Annotated in this window: 17 protein-coding genes and 1 pseudogene; 9 read left to right on the plus strand and 9 right to left on the minus strand. The window is 66.3% G+C overall.

The features are described from left to right. A pseudogene (locus tag DBR10_RS19565) lies at positions 1 to 312 on the minus strand (4-hydroxy-tetrahydrodipicolinate reductase); the annotation flags it as partial. Between the two features lie 247 nt (positions 313 to 559). Here DBR10_RS19565 and DBR10_RS01240 point away from each other — a divergent pair. The 3 genes from DBR10_RS01240 (at position 560) to xth (ending at position 4,682) form a co-directional block, all read left to right on the plus strand. Beyond that, positions 560 to 2,836: an NADP-dependent malic enzyme gene (locus tag DBR10_RS01240; protein WP_108490366.1), complete on the plus strand. Its 2,277-nt coding sequence runs from the start codon at positions 560 to 562 to the stop codon at positions 2,834 to 2,836. Positions 2,837 to 3,004: 168 nt separating this feature from the next. Beyond that, positions 3,005 to 3,646 carry an outer-membrane lipoprotein carrier protein LolA gene (locus DBR10_RS01245; RefSeq protein ID WP_108505209.1) on the plus strand — a complete coding sequence of 214 codons (642 nt, stop codon included), beginning with the start codon at positions 3,005 to 3,007 and terminating at the stop codon, positions 3,644 to 3,646. A 229-nt stretch (positions 3,647 to 3,875) separates the two neighbouring features. Next, positions 3,876 to 4,682, plus strand: a complete 807-nt coding sequence (gene xth, locus DBR10_RS01250) for an exodeoxyribonuclease III (RefSeq protein ID WP_108505210.1) — start codon at positions 3,876 to 3,878, stop codon at positions 4,680 to 4,682. Here the strand turns inward: xth and DBR10_RS01255 are convergent. Next, a complete protein-coding gene (locus DBR10_RS01255) occupies positions 4,679 to 5,320 on the minus strand; it encodes a TetR/AcrR family transcriptional regulator (RefSeq protein WP_108487783.1) in 642 nt (213 codons plus the stop codon). The genes xth and DBR10_RS01255 overlap by 4 nt on opposite strands. A gap of 124 nt (positions 5,321 to 5,444) precedes the next feature. On the opposite strand from DBR10_RS01255, the gene DBR10_RS01260 reads away from it, so the two are divergent. Together DBR10_RS01260 and DBR10_RS01265 are read left to right on the plus strand one after the other, a co-directional pair. Continuing rightward, positions 5,445 to 6,182: an SDR family NAD(P)-dependent oxidoreductase gene (locus DBR10_RS01260; protein WP_108487779.1), complete on the plus strand. Its 738-nt coding sequence runs from the start codon at positions 5,445 to 5,447 to the stop codon at positions 6,180 to 6,182. 20 nt (positions 6,183 to 6,202) lie between these two features. Then, positions 6,203 to 7,240, plus strand: coding sequence for an alcohol dehydrogenase family protein (locus DBR10_RS01265; RefSeq protein ID WP_108487781.1), 1,038 nt, complete (start codon positions 6,203 to 6,205; stop codon positions 7,238 to 7,240). Positions 7,241 to 7,247: 7 nt separating this feature from the next. Here DBR10_RS01265 and dnaQ read toward each other — a convergent pair whose 3' ends face one another. Genes dnaQ through DBR10_RS01290 form a run of 5 tightly spaced genes read right to left on the minus strand, consistent with a single transcriptional unit; the run spans position 7,248 to position 10,941 of the window. Further along, the gene (gene dnaQ / locus DBR10_RS01270; protein ID WP_108505211.1) at positions 7,248 to 7,955 is read right to left on the minus strand and encodes a DNA polymerase III subunit epsilon; all 708 of its coding nucleotides are present in this window, start codon (positions 7,953 to 7,955) and stop codon (positions 7,248 to 7,250) included. Between the two features lie 36 nt (positions 7,956 to 7,991). Next, positions 7,992 to 8,585, minus strand: coding sequence for a dephospho-CoA kinase (gene coaE / locus DBR10_RS01275; RefSeq protein ID WP_108490154.1), 594 nt, complete (start codon positions 8,583 to 8,585; stop codon positions 7,992 to 7,994). 3 nt (positions 8,586 to 8,588) lie between these two features. Further along, positions 8,589 to 9,446: a shikimate dehydrogenase gene (aroE, locus tag DBR10_RS01280; protein ID WP_108505212.1), complete on the minus strand. Its 858-nt coding sequence runs from the start codon at positions 9,444 to 9,446 to the stop codon at positions 8,589 to 8,591. Continuing rightward, entirely contained in the window at positions 9,443 to 10,036 is a 594-nt protein-coding gene (locus tag DBR10_RS01285) for a Maf family protein (protein WP_108488446.1), read from the minus strand. The genes aroE and DBR10_RS01285 overlap by 4 nt, the downstream gene beginning before the upstream one ends. Then, positions 10,033 to 10,941: a pyruvate, water dikinase regulatory protein gene (locus DBR10_RS01290; protein ID WP_108488445.1), complete on the minus strand. Its 909-nt coding sequence runs from the start codon at positions 10,939 to 10,941 to the stop codon at positions 10,033 to 10,035. The genes DBR10_RS01285 and DBR10_RS01290 overlap by 4 nt, the downstream gene beginning before the upstream one ends. Before the next feature lie 434 nt (positions 10,942 to 11,375). Between DBR10_RS01290 and hemE the strand changes: the two genes are divergently transcribed. The 4 genes from hemE to rho all read left to right on the plus strand — a co-directional run bounded on the left by hemE (position 11,376) and on the right by rho (position 15,601). Next, entirely contained in the window at positions 11,376 to 12,401 is a 1,026-nt protein-coding gene (gene hemE / locus DBR10_RS01295) for a uroporphyrinogen decarboxylase (RefSeq protein ID WP_108556094.1), read from the plus strand. Then, positions 12,398 to 13,441, plus strand: a complete 1,044-nt coding sequence (hemH, locus tag DBR10_RS01300; protein WP_108556095.1) for a ferrochelatase — start codon at positions 12,398 to 12,400, stop codon at positions 13,439 to 13,441. The genes hemE and hemH overlap by 4 nt, the downstream gene beginning before the upstream one ends. Next, positions 13,438 to 13,905: a CopD family protein gene (locus tag DBR10_RS01305; RefSeq protein ID WP_108488612.1), complete on the plus strand. Its 468-nt coding sequence runs from the start codon at positions 13,438 to 13,440 to the stop codon at positions 13,903 to 13,905. The genes hemH and DBR10_RS01305 overlap by 4 nt, the downstream gene beginning before the upstream one ends. A gap of 280 nt (positions 13,906 to 14,185) precedes the next feature. Next, the gene (gene rho, locus DBR10_RS01310; protein WP_108504851.1) at positions 14,186 to 15,601 is read left to right on the plus strand and encodes a transcription termination factor Rho; all 1,416 of its coding nucleotides are present in this window, start codon (positions 14,186 to 14,188) and stop codon (positions 15,599 to 15,601) included. 79 nt (positions 15,602 to 15,680) lie between these two features. On the opposite strand, the gene DBR10_RS01315 is transcribed toward rho, so the two are convergent. Both DBR10_RS01315 and DBR10_RS01320 read right to left on the minus strand, forming a co-directional pair. Then, positions 15,681 to 16,646, minus strand: coding sequence for a quinone oxidoreductase family protein (locus tag DBR10_RS01315; RefSeq protein WP_108504852.1), 966 nt, complete (start codon positions 16,644 to 16,646; stop codon positions 15,681 to 15,683). A gap of 4 nt (positions 16,647 to 16,650) precedes the next feature. Continuing rightward, positions 16,651 to 17,283 (minus strand): dienelactone hydrolase family protein (locus DBR10_RS01320; protein WP_108504853.1); only part of this gene is annotated, 633 nt, incomplete at its 5' end.

Below are 17,283 nucleotides of genomic sequence, written 5' to 3' on the forward strand. Positions count from 1 at the left end.
CCGGGCGGCGGCTACTTCGATCCGGGCCAGTTGGTCGAGGCTGAACCCGGTCGAGCCGATGATCACCGCCGGACCGCCCCGCGCAGCGCAGGCCTCAGCCAGAAGGACGGAAGCCTCCGGCAGGGTAAAGTCAATCACGGCCTGAGCTGCCGAAAGCGCCTCGTCACGCCCGACCAGATCAGGCGCGACCGATCCTGGCCGATCAAACCGGGCGACGAGGTGTGCGCCGGTATGGCCGTCAAGCGTCCGCACCACAGCCTGACCCATCCGGCCGAGCGCTCCGGCCACGGCGATCCTTGCGCTATCGGTCATGACGGTCTCCGGCCGGTTCAAGCCCTGCCTAGTCACCCAATCGACACGCCGGGGTCAATGGCGGATCGGGCCGAACGGCGGTTCTCCAGTTGACGCAACGCCAAGCCAAACAAGCGTTTGCGCCGATTTTTATCGAATCGACGTGGTTGTGGCTGACCCCCCCGGCCGCTACGGTGACGGCCTATAAGGACGTGTCGCATTGTCCGGCTCGTCCAATCAACTTGCACGCAGGACGGGGAACGCCAGGATGAGCGACGCCGAAAAGAAGACCTTCACCGACGCCGAGGCGCTGGCCTTCCACCGCTATCCGACCCCCGGCAAGATCGCCATTGTGCCGACCAAGCCGATGGCCACCCAGCGCGACCTGTCCCTGGCCTATTCGCCCGGCGTCGCCGTGCCGGTCCATGCCATCGCCGCCGATCCGGACATGGCCTACGAATATACCTCCAAGGGCAATCTGGTGGCGGTGATCTCCAACGGCACCGCGATCCTGGGCCTGGGCGACCTGGGGGCCCTGGCCTCCAAGCCGGTGATGGAAGGCAAGAGCGTTCTCTTCAAGCGCTTCGGTGACGTCGACAGCATCGACATCGAGATCACCTCCAAGGACGCCGACGAGATCATCACGGTGGTGAAGAACATCGGCATCACCTTCGGCGGTATCAATCTTGAGGACATCAAGAGCCCAGAGTGCTTCCGCATCGAGACCGAGCTGCAGGAACTGCTCGATATCCCGGTCTTCCATGACGATCAGCACGGCACGGCGATCATCTGTGCGGCCGGCCTGATCAATGCCTGCCATATCACCGGCAAGAAGCTGGAGGACGTCAAGGTCGTGCTCAACGGCCCCGGCGCGGCCGGCATCGCCTCGATGGAGCTGATCAAGGCCATGGGCGTGCGGCCCGAAAACGTCATCGCGGTCGATTCCAAGGGCGTGCTCTATCGCGGCCGTACCGAAGGCATGAACCAGTGGAAGAGCGCCCACGCGGTCGAGACCGACAAGCGCACCCTGGCCGAGGCCGTCGTCGGTGCCGACGTGCTGCTGGGCCTCTCGGCCAAGGGCGCCTTCACGCCCGAGATGATCGCCAGCATGGCCCCCAACCCGGTCATCTTCGCCATGGCCAATCCCGATCCGGAGATCACGCCCGAAGAGGTCCACGCCGTCCGCAAGGACGCCATCATGGGCACCGGCCGCAGCGACTATCCCAACCAGGTCAATAACGTCCTCGGTTTCCCCTACATTTTCCGGGGGGCGCTCGACGTGCGGGCCCGTCGCGTCAATCACGAGATGAAGATCGCCTGCGCCAACGCCCTGGCCATGCTGGCCCGCGAGGACGTGCCCGACGAGGTCGCCGCCGCCTATCACGGCCGCCAGCTGAAGTTCGGCCCGCAGTACATCATCCCCTCGGCCTTCGATCCGCGCCTGATCTGGTACGTGCCACCCTTCGTCGCCCAGGCGGCGATGGATACCGGCGTGGCCCGCAAGCCGATCGAGGACATGGACGCCTATCGCGCCAGCCTGGCCCAGCGCCTGGATCCCACCGCCGGCTTCCTGCAAAAGGTCTCGGGCGCGGTCCTGGCCAACCCCAAGACCATCGTCTTCGCCGAGGGTGAAGATCCTTCGGTGATCCGCGCCGCCTATGCCTACCAGACCGGCGGCTATGGCCGGGCCATCCTCTGTGGCCGCGAGAACCTGGTCACCGAGAACATGCGGGTGGTCGGCCTGGACCCCGACACGGCCGGGCTGGAAATCATCAATGCCCGGCTCAGCGACCGCAATCCCGACTATGTCGACGCGCTCTATATGCGCCTGCAACGCCAAGGCTATCTGAAGCGCGACGTGCAGCGCCTGATCAACCAGGACCGCAACAGCTTCGCCGCCTCAATGGTCACCCTGGGCGACGCCGACGGCATGGTCACCGGCGTCACCCGCAGCTTCGACCAGGCCCTGGAGGAGGTGCTGCGCGTCGTTGACCCCGCGCCGGGCGGCCGGATCATGGGGATGTCGGTGGTCCTGGCCAAAGGTCGGACCATCTTCGTGGCCGACACCAATGTCACCGAGTTGCCCGAGGCCGACGAGCTGGTCGAGATTGCCTGTGAAGCCGCCCGCGCCGTCGCCCGCCTGGGCTTCAAGCCGCGCGTGGCCTTCATGAGCTATTCCACCTTCGGCAACCCGATGGGCCTGCGCTCGGAGAAGGTCCGCGAAGCTGTGGCCATGCTCGATGAGATGGATGTCGACTTCGAGTATGAGGGAGAAATGCCGCCCGAGCTGGCGCTGGATCCCGAAAAACGCGCCAACTATCCGTTCATGCGCCTGACCGACAGCGCCAACATCCTGATCATGCCGGCCATCCACGCCGCCTCGATCTCGACCAAGCTGGTCCAGTCGCTCGGCGGGGCCACCGTGATCGGGCCGGTGCTGCTGGGCCTCAGCAAGTCGGTGCAGATCGCGCCGCTGAGCGCCTCGGTGTCGCGGATCCTCAACATGGCCCTGATGGCGGCCTACGACGGGACGGTCGAGGGGTAACCCGACCACTGCAAGGACGGTCGGGTGGTGCAGCCCTGTGCGCCGCCCGACCTCGCCGTCCGGCCCCGGAACCTGAACGGACCTTCATCGCAGCGCCGGAAAATGGCCGCGAGACGGCCTTTCGTTCGTCGCGCGGGCGGGGCAAAGGTGCGGGCCGAGGAGCTTTCCATGACCGACACCACCCGCCGCATCCTGCTCGCCGCCGCCGTCGCCGGCCTGGCGAGTCCGGCTCTCGCCCAGGCGACGCCGAAGCCGGCCACCCTGACGCCCGAGCAGCAGACGCTGGTCGACAAGGCCACGGCCTATATCCAGGCCCTGACCTCGGCCAAGGGCCGCTTTGTCCAGACCGACCAGCGCGGCAGTGTCACCCAGGGCACCCTCTGGCTGCAGCGGCCGGGCCGGGCGCGTTTTGCCTATGACGGCCCCAATGGCCTGCTGGTCGTCAGCAACGGTAACAACGTCAACATCTTCGACAGCCGGCTGAAGACCTTCGAGAGCTATCCCCTGAGCCGGACGCCCCTGGCCCTGCTGCTGGCGCGTGAGGTGCGGCTGGATCGCGGTGTGGTCATCACCGATGTTCGCCCCCTGGCCGACGGTTTCACGATCGTGGCCCAGGACGCCAAACGTCAGACGCTGGGCCGGATCAGCCTCGACTTCAGCAACGGTCCTGTCGGCCTGCTGGGCTGGACGGTCAGTGACGTCAAGGGCGGCCAGATCCGGGTTCGCCTGTCGGGCCTTGAACCCACCGGTTCGCTGGATCCCAAGCTCTTCGTTCTGACCGATCCGCGTCGTCGGGTCGGCAAGCCGTGAATGTGACATTCTCACAACATGCAAGAATCAACGCGATCTTCGCTTGACTAATTATTATGCAGTGGCATATTTAACACGCATGGCGAGGAGCGCCCGACCCGCTTCCCGCAAACCGTGCCGGATCCTATCCCCTCCCGGCGGCGGCATGAGAGACAGACTTTCGCCCGGACGCTTCTGCGTCCGGGCGTTTTTCGTTCCTGAGCCTGAAAAACCAAGCTAGGGACAGGCCATGCGCCTCCGTATCGCCACCTGGAACGTCAACTCCGTCCGCCTGCGCGCCGAGCAGGTCGTCCGCTTCATCGACGAGCAGGCCCCTGACGTCCTGTGCCTGCAGGAGATCAAGTGTCAGGAAGCGGAGTTTCCGCGCGAAGCCTTTGAGGCCGCCGGTTTTCCGCATCTGAAGATCGCGGGCCAGAAGGGCTGGCACGGCGTGGCCATCGCCTCGCGGCTACCGTTCGAGGACGTCCCGTCCCTGATGACCTGCCGCGAGGGCCATGCCCGCTGCGTGGCGGCCAGGGTGGCCGGCGTCGAGATCCAGAACTTCTACATCCCGGCCGGTGGCGACACGCCTGACCGGATCGGCAATCCCAAGTTCGACCACAAGCTGGACTTCTACGAGACCCTGACCGCCGCCCTGAAAAAGCGCGACCCGAAGGACCCCCTGATCGTCACCGGTGACCTCAATATCGCGCCGGGCGAGAACGACGTCTGGAGCCATCGCCAGATGCTGAAGGTGGTCAGCCATACGCCGGTTGAGCTTGAGGCCTTTGACGCCATGATCAGGTCGATGAACCTGCTGGACCTGCCGCGCCTGGCGGTGCCCGAGCCGGAAAAGCTGTTCTCGTGGTGGAGCTACCGGGCCGCCGACTTCCGCAAGTCCAACCGTGGCCTGCGCCTCGACCACATCCTGGCCAGTCCCGGCCTGCGCGACGCGGCGATCGTCGACGGTCGCGTGTCCGCCAAGGTGCATGACACCGTGCGCGAGTGGGAGCGGCCCAGCGACCACGCGCCGGTGACGGCCGACCTGAAACTTTAGGCCGGCGCGCCGAGCAGGGCGGTCATCGTCCGGGCGAAGTGATCGAGGGTCCCGGCGGCGCTCCAGGTGGGGTGATCGCGGGAACGGTCGGCCAGCGCCGCCTCCCGCGCCGCCAGCACAGATCCCAGATAGGCCCCGACAAAGACCAGCCGCTCGGTCTTCAGGGTCGCCGGCATGTCAGGCATCAGGCGCCGCAGGTGGTCGAGGCAGCGCAGATAGCCCGAGTTCCAGCGGCCCTCGAGTGCGCCCATGAACAGGTCGCGATGGGTCATGCCCAGCAGGACGACGAAACGGCTGTAGCTGTCTTCCAGGCCCGATTCGGTCAGGTCGACGGCCGGCAGGATCAGTATGTCGACGACCTCACGCAGGTCGGTCGGGCCGCCGCTGCCCTCCAGCTGGTCCAGCCGGGCATTGCGGCGCTCGTCAATCAGTCGGGCTCCCTCAACGACGAGGTCGCGGATCAGGGCCTCCTTTGAACCGAAATGGTAGCCGACCACGGCATGGTTCTTCAGACCCGCCGCCTCGGCGATGTCGCGCACCGTGACCCCGTCCGTGCCGCGCTCGGCAAACAGCCGGCAGGCCACCTGCATCAGGTGCCGGGCCGCAGGGGTTCGGGCGCTGGTCGGGTCTGCATCCATGGCCGGTGAATCCCATTGCACCCCCGCCAGGTCAATTGCATTATCCAATTGGATAAAACATGCGGCCTGACCGGTCTCTCCAGACGGAGACGCACCGCCAACAGGCCAAGGCAGGGAGGGCACCATGAACGGTGACACCGATTTCACCGGCCGGCAGGTGCTCGTCGTCGGCGGCTCCAGCGGCATCGGCAACGGCGTGGCCCAGGCGTTCCGGGCCCGGGGGGCGGCCGTCCATGTCTGGGGCACCCGCCCGTCCGCCGCCGACTACCAGGCCGATGAAGGCTCGGACCTGACGGGCCTGGGCTACGACTGTGTCGATGTCGGGGATCCCGATGCGGTCGCCGCCGCCCCGGCCCCGTTCCCTGCTCTCGATGTGCTGGTGCTGTGCCAGGGCACCGTCGTCTACAAGCGCGGCGAGTTCGAGCGTCCGGGCTGGGACCGGGTCATGGCGATCAATCTCGACAGCCTGATCCATTGCGCCAACCGCTTCCGCGACGGCCTGGCCGAGCGGCGCGGATCCGTGATCATCGTCAGTTCTATCTCGGGCCTGTCGGCCAATGTCGGCAATCCGGCCTATGCGGCCTCGAAGGCGGGCGCGATCAGCCTGACCAAGACCCTCGGCCAGGCCTGGGCTCCCCTCGGCATCCGGGTCAACGGCCTGGCCCCGGGCCTGGTCGACACCAAGCTGACCAGGGTGACCACCCAGAACCCGCAGCGCCGGGAAGGGGCCCTGTCTCGGATTCCCACCGGGCGGCTGGGCGAACCGGCCGACATGGCCGGAGCGGCCCTGTTTCTGGCCTCCCCCCTGGCGGCCTATGTCTGTGGCCATACCCTGGTCGTCGACGGCGGACTGTCCCTCTGATCCCGACCCTGGAGACCTGAATGAAAGCCCTTCGCTATTTCGGGACGCGCGACATCCGTTGCGAGACCATGGACGACCCGTCCCTGCAGGACAGCCGCGATGCCATCATCAAGGTCGACCGCTGCGCCATCTGCGGCAGCGACCTGCACATCTATCATGGCGAGGGGTTCAGCGAGGACCTCGGCTTCTGCGTCGGCCACGAGGCGGTGGGCGAGGTGGTCGAGATCGGGCGCGGCGTTCATCGCCTGAAGGTCGGCGACAAGGTGATGATCTCGGCCGCCGTCGGTTGCGGGGCCTGCGCCTCGTGCCTGGCCGGTAATGTCATCGGCTGCGCCAACAATGCCGCCGCCTGTTACGGCCTCTCGAGCAAGCTGCAGGGCTGTCAGGCCGAGGCGGTGCGGGTTCCAGCGGCCGACTTCAATGCGGCCCTGATCCCGGAGGGGATTTCCGCCGACCAGGCCCTGATGATGACCGACAGCCTGGCCACGGCCTGGTTCGGGGCCCGCAATGCAGACATCACCTCGGGCAAGACCGTCGCGGTCGTGGGCCTGGGTCCCATCGGGCTGATGGCCGTGGAGAGCGCCTTTGTCATGGGCGCCGCCCGGGTCTTCGCCATCGACCTGGTGCCCGAGCGCCGGGCCCTCGCGCAGCAGCTGGGGGCCGTGGCGCTCGACCCGGCTGACGCCGTCGAGCTGATCCGCGAGGCGACCCACGGCCGGATGGTCGAGAGCGTGGTGGAAGCGGTCGGTCATCAGAAGACCATCGAGCTGGCCCTGCGTCTGGCGGCGAGACGAGGAACGGTCTCGGTGATCGGGGTCAACCAGGATCGCCAGTTCAGTTTCCCGATGGCCCGGGCCTTTGTCGCCGGCCTGACCTTCCGGATCGGCACCTGCTCGGTGCCCGAAGAATGGCCGGCCCTGATCCCGCTGATCCAGTCCGGACGCCTGCGGCCCGAGCGCTATATCAGCCATGTCCTGCCGCTGACCGACGGCCAGGAGGCCTACCGGATCTTCGATGCCCGCACGGACGGAGCGCTGAAAATGGTCCTCGCGCCCTGAGTTTGACCTAGAGCTCGACGAGCCCCAGCTTCACCCAGACGGCCTTGTCCTTCAGGGTCGAGCGGATCCAGTCGGCGTGCACCGCGCGTTCGGCTTCGGTCGAGCGGGCGGCCAGCGGGCGGGGCCGCTCGCCATAGGCCCCGGCGGTCAGCTGGGTGGTCATGGCGGCCGTGACCACCGCCGTCAGCTCCAGGGCCCGCTCCTTGCCGCCCTGCAGTTCCAGATAGACCTCGGCCAGCAGGTGAGCGTCGATCAGGGCCCCGTGCTTGTCGCGGCTGTCGAGGCTGATCTTGAAGCGTTTGCACAGCGCATCGAGCGAATTGTACATGCCCGGAAAGCGCTTCTTGGCCATGGCCAGGGTGTCGATCCAGCGCGCCTCGGGCAGGGCCGGTCGGCCGCACTTTTCCAGCTCGAAATTGACGAAGCTGCGGTCAAAGGCGGCGTTGTGGGCGATCACCGGGGCGTCGCCGACAAACTCGAGGAAGGCGTCGGCAATGGCTTCGAACCGCGGCTTTCCGGTCAGGAAGGCGCTGGACAGGCCGTGGACCTTCTCGGCCTCGGCCGGCATGTCGCGCAACGGGTCGCAATACTCATGGAACGAGCGGCCGGTCGGCATGAAATCCACGACTTCGATACAGCCGATTTCGACCAGGCGGTCGCCGGTCTTCGGATCAAAGCCGGTGGTTTCGGTGTCGAGGATGATTTCCCGGGCCATGCGGAATCCATGCGACCGTTCGCCGGCCGCTTCAAGTCACCCAGGATGTCGCAGGGCAGCCAGGATCTCGCGAACCTGTTGATGAGCTGCCTCAAGGCCCCGGCTGGTATCGATGACGTAATCAGCGCGGGCGCGTTTTTCGGCATCGGGCAGCTGGCGGGCGAGAATGGCCTCGAACTTGACCTCGTCCATGTCGGGCCGGGCCAGGACCCGGGCCCGCTGGACCTCGGCCGGGGCCGAGACCACCACCACCTTGTCGACCCGCTTGTCGCCGCCGGTCTCGAACAGCAACGGGACGTCGAGCACGACGATGTCCTTGGCCTCGGCCGTGGCCTTTTCGAAGAAGCCGATCCGGTCGGCCCCGACCAGCGGATGGACGATGGCTTCGAGGGCCTTCAGCGCGTCGGGTTGGCCGACGACCCGGGCGCTCAATCGGGTCCGGTCGATGGCCCCGTCGACGACCACGCCGGGAAAGGCGGCCTCGACGGGGGCCACGGCTGCGCCGCCCGGGGCGTAGAGCGCGTGAACGGCGGCGTCGGAATCATAGACCGGCACGCCTTCAGCCTCGAACATGGCCGAGGTCGTCGACTTGCCCATGCCGATCGAGCCGGTGAGCCCCAGGATGATCATGGTTCAGCCTTCTCCGAGATGGCGCAGGGCCAGGGCACGGGCATCGACATGCGCCGGCGGGGCCTGGCCATACAGGGCTTCAAATGAGGGTACGGCCTGGCGCAGCAGCATTTCCAGCCCGTCGACCGTTCGCCGGCCGAGAGCTTGCGCGCGCTGCAGGAACTCGGTCCGCAGCGGCTTGTAGACCATGTCCATGATCACGGCGTCCGCCGGCGTCAGGGCCAGATCGGCGACCGGGCCCGGGCCGCCGCCAAGGCCGAGGGCTGTAGCATTGATCACCAGACCGGCGTCGGCCAGCAGGGCTGGAAGCGCCATCTCGTCAGCCGCTGTCACCCGGTCACCCAGAGCCTCCGCCAGGGCTTCGGCCCGGGCCAGGGTGCGGTTAATGACCTGGACCTCGGGCGCTCCGGCCAGAACGAGGGTCGCCACGGCACCCCGCGCCGCGCCGCCCGCGCCCAGCACCACGACCGGGGCGGCGGTGACGTCAAAGCCCGGGGCCTGAACCTGAACCGCGGCCAGCAGACCAGGACCGTCAGTATTGTCGGCCTGGATGGAGCCGTCGGCTTGAAAGACCAGCAGATTGGCCGCCCCGGCCAGCCGGGCCAGGTCACTGGCCGTATCGGCCAGCGCCAGGGCCCGCTCCTTGAAGGGGATGGTGACGTTCAGGCCCCGGATCGCCCCGCCGCGCAGACCGTTGATGAAGGCTTCAAACCGGGCTTCGTCCGGTGCGAAGGGCACATAGGCCGCATCGAGGCCAAGCCCGGCGATCCAGGCATTGTGGATCAGCGGGCTCATCGAATGCCGGATCGGCGCGCCGCAGACGCCGCCGATTGTGGCGGCACCCGTCAGGGTGGAGGTCATGTCGCCAGGGCTCCATGCAGGCGCAGGAAGTCGAGCAGGCCGATCAGGGGCAAACCGAGGACTGTGAAGTAATCTCCGTCGACCGCGTCGAACAGCTGCACGCCTTCGCTTTCCAGCTCATAGCAGCCGACACAGTGCAGGAGGGCCTCGCCCCGGCTGGCCAGATAGGCGTCGAGCCAGGCGTCACTGAACGGCCGGACCGCCAGCTTGGCGCTGTCGACGACGCGCCAGATCGGCTGACCGTCGCGGGCCACGACCACCGCTGAGTGGAGCTTGTGGGTCTTGCCGCGCAGCTCGAGCAGCAGGGCGCGCGCCTCATCCAGGCTCTCAACCTTGTCGATCAGCCGGCCCCCGAAATCCAGGGTCTGATCGGCCCCGATCACCAGACCCGGGCGTCGGGTCGAGACCTTGACGGCTTTCATGGCCGCCAGGGCGTCGGCGACCTCGCGCGGCGAGGCCCCTTCGGACAGGAGCCCCGCCTTGGCGGCGTCTTCGTCAACCCCGGCGACGACCGCCTCGAAGGTCACACCGGCATTGTTCAGGATCGCCTGACGGGCGCTGCTCTTGGAGGCCAGGGTGACCGGCGTCATCCCAGCACCTCGACCGTGCCGCGTCCGTTCGAGAGCAGGTTGATGATCGCCGCAGCGGTTTCCTCAACCGAGCGCCGGGTCACATCGATGATCGGCCAGCCCATGCGCTCGAACAGCCGGCGCGCGGCGATGATCTCGGCCCGTACGGCATCGGCGTCGATATAGTCGCTTTCCCGACTTTCTTTCAGGGACAGCAGCCGGTTGCGACGGATCGAGATCAGCCGGTCGGGCGAAGTCATCAGGCCCACGATCAGGGTGTTCTTCAGTTCGAACAGCTGCTGGGGCGGCGGCGAGGTCGGCACCAGAGGCACATTGGCGGCCCGAACCCCGCGATGGGCCAGATAGATGCAGGTCGGGGTCTTGGAGGTGCGCGACACTCCGACCAGGATCACATCGGCCTTGCTGAGGTCCTGGCCGCCCTGGCCGTCGTCGTGGGCGATGGCGTAGTCGAGGGCGTCGATGCGGTCGAAATAGTCGTTATTCAGGGTGTGCTGGGCCCCGACCCGGGTCGAGATCCGGGCTCCCAGATAGCGCGACATCGCGCTTACCACCGGATCCAGCGCGGCGATACAGGGCATTTCCAGCCGCCGGCAGCCTTCTTCCAGGGCCGTGCGCAGGTTGGGGTCGATGATGGTGTGCATCACGACGCCCGGAGCGCCGGCGATCTCGTCCAGAGCCCGGTCGAGCTGCCGGGTCGAGCGGACAAGGGCGTAGATGTGTTCGATCGGCAGGATGTCGGTAAAGCGGGCGCAAACGGCCCGGGCCATCGCATTGAGCGTCTCGCCCGTAGAGTCGGAAACGAGATGGATATGGAAATAGGTCGCAAACCGCGGGGCGGGGCGCTCACTGTCGCCGGTGCCGGTCGCAGCTTCCTGTGGATCATCCGTTAACGGTTGTTTAACCACTTGCCCTGCCTCTGGGGATGCGCGGGCGCCAATGACGCCCCGAACCGCCTTGTCATATCGCCGCTGTGATCAACGGCCATATTGACCGCGTAACATCCCCAAGCTCGCCCCGCATCCCCCGAGTTCTGGACAAGGGTCATCCCCTGTCCGGGACGAAAGGGTTAACGCTTCGTTACCGTCAGCGCCGGCGTTAAGAGCTCATTAAGGATCTGAAGCCTCTCGGACTTGATCCCCATAATTAACAGGCTTTCTCCCACATGTGGGAGAAGCCGGGATCAGGGCTGAATCGTTTGTGTACGGCGGGTGGAATCGGGGCGTTTTCCCCATGTCGCACTTGCCCTTCCCCTCCTACTTCCAAACTTAAGATCTTATTAAGAAATGAAGATGGGCCTTCGGGCTTGAGCCCGGACGCGTGAAGGGATTTAACGCCCCTCATGACGCTCGTGACCCCCAAGCTCCTTTCGGTCCTGTCGGGACAATCCTTTGAACGCCCCCCCGTGTGGTTCATGCGGCAGGCGGGCCGTTACCTTCCGGAGTACCGGGCCGTGCGGGCTACGGCTCCCGATTTCATCTCGTTCTGCTTCGATCCCGAAAAGGCGGCCGAGGTCACCCTGCAGCCCATGCGGCGGTTCCCCTATGATGCGGCGATCGTCTTTGCCGACATCCTGCTGATCCCGGGCGCACTCGGCCAGAAGGTCTGGTTCGAGGCCGGCGAGGGTCCCAAGCTGGGCGAGATGCCGTCGCTCGACAGTATGGCTGAAAAGGCCGGTGAGGCCGGCAAGGCCCTGGCGCTCGTCGGCGAAACCCTGACCCGGGTGCGCGCGGCGCTGGAACCCGAACGGGCTCTGATCGGCTTTGCCGGGGCACCCTGGACGGTGGCGACCTATATGATCGAAGGCGGGTCCAGCGACCGGACCGGGGCCCGGACCTACGCGTACCAGAACCCTGAGGCGCTCGACCGTCTGATCGCCGTGCTGGTCGAGTCTACGATCGATTACCTGGTCATGCAGGTGAACGCCGGGGCCCAGGCCGTGAAACTGTTCGAGAGCTGGGCCGAGGGGCTATCCGAGCCCCAGTTCGAGCGTCTGGTGATCGGCCCGCACCGCGCCATCGTCGAAGGGCTGCGGGCCCGCGGCGTCACGGTGCCGGTGATCGGGTTCCCGCGCGGGGCCGGGGCCCTTGTCGAGACCTATGCGTCTGTCGTTCCGGTTCAGGGCGTGGCGCTGGATACCCAGGCCAGCGCCGCCATGGGCCAGCGTATCCAGGCCAGCAAGCCGATCCAAGGCGCGCTCGACCCGCTGTTGTTGCGGACCGGTGGTGGTGATCTGCTGCGCCGGGTCGACCAGATGCTGGAGCAGTGGGGGCAGGGTCCCTACATCTTCAACCTGGGCCACGGGATCCTGCCGGATACCCCGATCGCCCATGTCGAACAGGTTCTGGCGCGGGTGACGGGCAAGTGAGCGGAAAAAAGATCGCGGTCGTCCTGTTCAATCTGGGCGGCCCGGACGGTCCGGACGCGGTCCGGCCCTTCCTGTTCAACCTGTTTCGCGATCCGGCCATCATCGGTGCGCCGGCCTTCATTCGCTATCCGCTGGCCGCCCTGATCTCGACCACGCGCGAGAAGGGGGCCAAGGCCAACTACGCGATGATGGGCGGTGGCTCGCCGTTGCTGCCCGAAACCGAGAAACAGGCCAAGGCGCTGGAGGCGGATCTTGCGAGCCGCCTGACCGGAGATACCGTTCGCTGTTTCATCGCCATGCGTTACTGGAAGCCGTTTACCGAAGAGGCCGCGCGGGCCGTGGCGGCCTTTGAACCGGACGAGGTGGTGCTGCTGCCGCTCTATCCGCAGTTCTCGACGACCACGACCGGCTCTTCGCTGAAGGCCTGGACCAAGGCCTATAAGGGCTCGGGTCGGGTGTCGTCGGTTTGCTGCTATCCGACCTCCGAGGGTCTGATCCAGGCCCATGCCGACATGATCCTGCAGGCCTATGAGGCTGCGGGCCGGCCGGGTCCGGCTCGCCTGCTGTTCTCGGCCCACGGCCTGCCTGAAAAGGTCATCGAGGGCGGTGACCCCTACCAGACCCAGATCGAAGCCACGGCCGCCGCTGTCGCCGCCCGCCTGGGCGAAGGCTGGGACTGGCGCGTGACCTACCAGAGCCGGGTCGGGCCGCTGAAATGGATCGGGCCGTCGACCGATGACGAGATCCGCGCCGCCAGCCAGGACGGCCTGGCCCTGGTGATCACCCCGATCGCCTTTGTCTCCGAGCATATCGAGACCCTGGTCGAGCTGGATCACGAATATCGCGAACTGGCTGTCGAACATGGCTGCCCGGCCTATGTGCGGGTGCCCGCTCTCGGCGTCACACCTGGCTTTGTCAGTGATCTCGGAACCACGGTGATCGGGGCCCTTGAGGCTCAGGCCCGGACGGTTACCGCCTGCGCGTGGAAATGCGGCGGTGATCGCAGCCAGTGTCCCAACCGCGCGGGAGCCACGACGTGACCGATTTTCTGGTCCAGAACTTCAACCTGATCCGTGGTCTGCACATCCTGGCGGTCATCGCCTGGATGGCCGGGATGCTGATGCTGCCGCGCATCTTCGTCTATCACATGAGCGCCGAACCGGGCTCGAAGATGGATGCGGTCTTCAAGTCGGCCGAGTTGCGCATCCTGCGGATCATCATCAATCCGGCGATGATCCTGGCCCTGGTTTTCGGCCTGGGTCTTATCATGGCTGACGGGGCCATTCGCGGCTGGGACTTCCTGCTCAAGCCCTGGATGCTGACCAAGATCGCGGCCTTGGTCTTCCTGTTCTCCTGGCACGGGTTCATGGCCGGAGCCCGCCGCAAGTTTGCCAGTGACCAGAACACGCGCTCGGAAAAGTTCTGGCGCATGACCAATGAGCTGCCCTTCATCGCCGCGATCATCATCGTCATCTCGGTGACGACCAAGTTCCTGAACGCCTAGGAACGGCGTCTCTGTGGGGCGGGACGCTTGACCCGCCTTCCCGCATGTGGTTCCCATCCCAAAGGGCCTGACGCCGCGCGTCCGGCCTGATCTCCTTCACGGACCGGCGCCCGTCCTGGCGCGCCCCCCGAGGCTCAAGACCTCGAAGGTCCGTCCCCCAAACGATCCGCGCCGTCGTTCCCTGGCGCGCTCACCGTGTCTCCCGACGCAGTGCGATGAACTGAAATCCTTTCGGCCGGGTCTGCGCTTCGCGGGTCCGTGCCCACCCTTGAGTCTGCTCATGACCGAAGACACCGAACACGACGTTTCCGCCGACCTGGAACCCGTCATCGACACCACCACTCCTGCTGAAGCGCCTGGCGCTCGGGACGCCGAGGACAACGGCGACGCTGAAGACACCGGCATTGCCGACGCCGTCGCAGCCCTGGGCCTGAAGACCATGTCGCTGCAGGAGCTGAAGGAAAAATCCCCGGCTGACCTGCTGGCGTTCGCCGAGACCTTCGAGGTCGAGAACGCCAACTCCATGCGTAAGCAGGACATGATGTTCGCCATCCTGAAGACCCTCGCCGAAGAAGGCGTGGAGATCTCGGGGTCGGGCACCATGGAAGTGCTTCAGGACGGCTTCGGCTTCCTGCGCTCGCCGGAAGCGAACTACCTGCCCGGCCCGGACGACATCTATGTCTCGCCCTCACAGATCCGGAAGTACGGCCTGCGGACCGGCGACACCGTGGACGGTGCCATCCGCTCTCCGCGGGAAGGCGAGCGCTACTTCGCCCTGACCGGCGTGGCCAAGATCAATTTCGAAGCCCCGGACAACGTCAAGCACAAGATCCACTTCGACAACCTGACGCCGCTCTATCCCGAAGAGCGCCTGAACATGGAACTGCCCGATCCGACCATCAAGGATCGCTCCGGCCGGGTCATCGACATCGTCGCGCCGCTGGGCAAGGGCCAGCGCTGCCTGATCGTCGCCCCGCCGCGGGTCGGCAAGACAGTGATGCTGCAGAACATCGCCAAGTCGATCGAGACCAACCACCCCGAGTGCTACCTGATCGTCCTGCTGATCGACGAGCGCCCGGAAGAAGTGACCGACATGCAGCGCACCGTGAAGGGCGAGGTGATCGCCTCGACCTTCGACGAGCCGGCGACCCGTCACGTCCAGGTGGCCGAGATGGTCATCGAGAAGGCCAAGCGCCTGGTCGAACACAAGCGCGACGTCGTGATCCTTCTGGACTCGGTGACGCGTCTGGGCCGGGCCTACAACACCACCGTTCCCTCGTCGGGCAAGGTGCTGACCGGCGGCGTTGACGCCAACGCCCTGCAGCGCCCCAAGCGCTTCTTCGGTGCGGCCCGTAATGTGGAGGAGGGCGGCTCGCTGTCGATCATCGCCACGGCCCTGATCGATACCGGCAGCCGGATGGACGAAGTCATCTTCGAAGAGTTCAAGGGCACCGGGAATTCGGAAATCGTCCTCGACCGCAAGGTCGCCGACAAGCGCATCTTCCCGGCCATTGACGTGCTCAAGTCGGGCACCCGCAAGGAAGAGCTCATCACCCCGCGCGACCAGCTGCAGAAGACCTACGTCCTGCGCCGCATCCTCAACCCGATGGGCGCTTCGGACGCCATCGAGTTCCTGCTCGAGAAGATGCGCCAGTCGAAGACCAACGGCGATTTCTTCCAGTCGATGAACACCTGAGTCCAACCAGACTCACTGCCACTATGAAAAGCCCCGGGGGTGACCCGGGGCTTTTTTGTGGGTCAGACCGGGTCTGGCCCTACGGGATCAGGAGGGTTGCACCGGTCGTCCTGCGGCCCTCGAGGGCTTCGTGCGCTGCCCGGGCCTCGCTCAGGCGGAAGGTCTGGCCGATCTCGACCTTGACGGCCCCCGTGGCCAGGACTGCGAACAGGGCCTCTGCACTCTCGTCCAGTTCCTCGGTCGTGGCGATATAGTCGAAGAGCCGCGGCCGTGTGACATAAAGCGAGCGGCTGCCGAGTTCCAGCGGCGCGAACGGCGGCACCGGTCCGGACGCATTGCCGAAGGTGGCCAGCACGCCGCGGCGACCCAGGCTTTTCAGGCTCGCCTCGAAGGTGTCCTTGCCGACACCGTCATAGACGACCGCCACGCCCTTGCCGCCGGTCAGCTCGGCCACCCTGACGGCGACGTCTTCCGTTCCGTAGAGGATGACGTGGTCCGCGCCGAGCCCAAGCGCGATCTCGGCCTTGGCGGGACTTCCCACTGTGGCCAGGACCGTGGCACCCAGGGCCTTGCACCACTGGACCAGGAGCTGGCCTACCCCACCGGCAGCGGCATGGATCAGCACAGCATCGCCGGGTTTCACGTGAAAACATCGCCGGACCAGGAACTCGGCCGTCATGCCCTTGAGCAAAACAGCGGCCGCAGTTTCAAGGCTGACACCGTCCGGCACCCCGACCGCCCGATCGGCCGGGACAATGGCGGCCTCGGCATAGGCTCCTGGGCTGCCGTTATAGGCGACCCGGTCACCAAGGCCGAAACGGCTTACGCCATCCCCGACTGCGTCCACGATACCGGCGGCCTCGAGGCCGAGCACGGCGGGCATCCGCATCGGGTAGAGACCCGAGCGGTGATACGTGTCGATGAAGTTCAGACCGACGGCCGCATGTCGAACCCGGATCTGGCCGGGTCCGGGTGAGGGCAGGGCGAGGTCGACCGCTTCGAGGACCTCGGGACCGCCTGTGCGTGTTGCCTGGATCGCCAGCATGGGTTCAGGCCAGGTGGGTCTGGAAGAAGGTCAGGGAACGGCCGTTGGCACGGGCCGCATCTTCGGCGTCGTAGTGGGCCCCACCTTCGCGGGCAAAAGCGTGATCCCGGCCGGCATAGGTATGGATCTGGATCTGCGGGTGGTCCTTGAGGGCGCTCAGGATGACCTGCTGGGCTTCGGGCGGAACGAACTGGTCCTTCTCGGCGATGTGCATCAGCAGCGGCCGGGCCAGCTTGTCGGCCTCACCCACGTGCTTCTCCAGCCCGACGCCATAGTAGGAGATGCAGGCATCGGCATCGGTGCGGGTGGCGGTCAGGAACGCCAGAAGGCCGCCGAGGCAATAGCCTACGGCCCCGACCTTGCCGGAAACGCCCTCGAGTCCACGGACCGCAGCGATGGTCGCAGCGATGTCGCTGACACCGGCATCGACGTCGAAGGCATTGAACAGCTCAAAGGCCCGCTTCCACTCGGCTTCCGACTGGTCGGTGATGTCGATCCCCGGCTCGATCCGCCAGAAGAGATCCGGGCAGACGGCGACAAAGCCCTGGGCGGCCAGACCGTCGCAGATATCCCGCATCACCTTGTTGACGCCGAAGATCTCCTGGATCACCACGACGGCGGGGGCCGGGGTCTGGGC

This window comes from Caulobacter sp. HMWF025, from assembly GCF_003060965.1.
In the GTDB taxonomy this organism is placed as follows: Bacteria; Pseudomonadota; Alphaproteobacteria; order Caulobacterales; family Caulobacteraceae; genus Caulobacter.

Bases quoted from the DNA above. Each gene is read 5' to 3' on its own strand.
- DBR10_RS01240 (WP_108490366.1), top strand. From the start codon at position 560: ATGAGCGACGCCGAAAAGAAGACCTTCACCGACGCCGAGGCGCTGGCC.
- DBR10_RS01245 (WP_108505209.1), top strand. From the start codon at position 3,005: ATGACCGACACCACCCGCCGCATCCTGCTCGCCGCCGCCGTCGCCGGC.
- xth (WP_108505210.1), top strand. From the start codon at position 3,876: ATGCGCCTCCGTATCGCCACCTGGAACGTCAACTCCGTCCGCCTGCGC.
- DBR10_RS01255 (WP_108487783.1), bottom strand. From the start codon at position 5,320: ATGGATGCAGACCCGACCAGCGCCCGAACCCCTGCGGCCCGGCACCTG.
- DBR10_RS01260 (WP_108487779.1), top strand. From the start codon at position 5,445: ATGAACGGTGACACCGATTTCACCGGCCGGCAGGTGCTCGTCGTCGGC.
- DBR10_RS01265 (WP_108487781.1), top strand. From the start codon at position 6,203: ATGAAAGCCCTTCGCTATTTCGGGACGCGCGACATCCGTTGCGAGACC.
- dnaQ (WP_108505211.1), bottom strand. From the start codon at position 7,955: ATGGCCCGGGAAATCATCCTCGACACCGAAACCACCGGCTTTGATCCG.
- coaE (WP_108490154.1), bottom strand. From the start codon at position 8,585: ATGATCATCCTGGGGCTCACCGGCTCGATCGGCATGGGCAAGTCGACG.
- aroE (WP_108505212.1), bottom strand. From the start codon at position 9,446: ATGACCTCCACCCTGACGGGTGCCGCCACAATCGGCGGCGTCTGCGGC.
- DBR10_RS01285 (WP_108488446.1), bottom strand. From the start codon at position 10,036: ATGACGCCGGTCACCCTGGCCTCCAAGAGCAGCGCCCGTCAGGCGATC.
- hemE (WP_108556094.1), top strand. From the start codon at position 11,376: ATGACGCTCGTGACCCCCAAGCTCCTTTCGGTCCTGTCGGGACAATCC.
- rho (WP_108504851.1), top strand. From the start codon at position 14,186: ATGACCGAAGACACCGAACACGACGTTTCCGCCGACCTGGAACCCGTC.
- DBR10_RS01315 (WP_108504852.1), bottom strand. From the start codon at position 16,646: ATGCTGGCGATCCAGGCAACACGCACAGGCGGTCCCGAGGTCCTCGAA.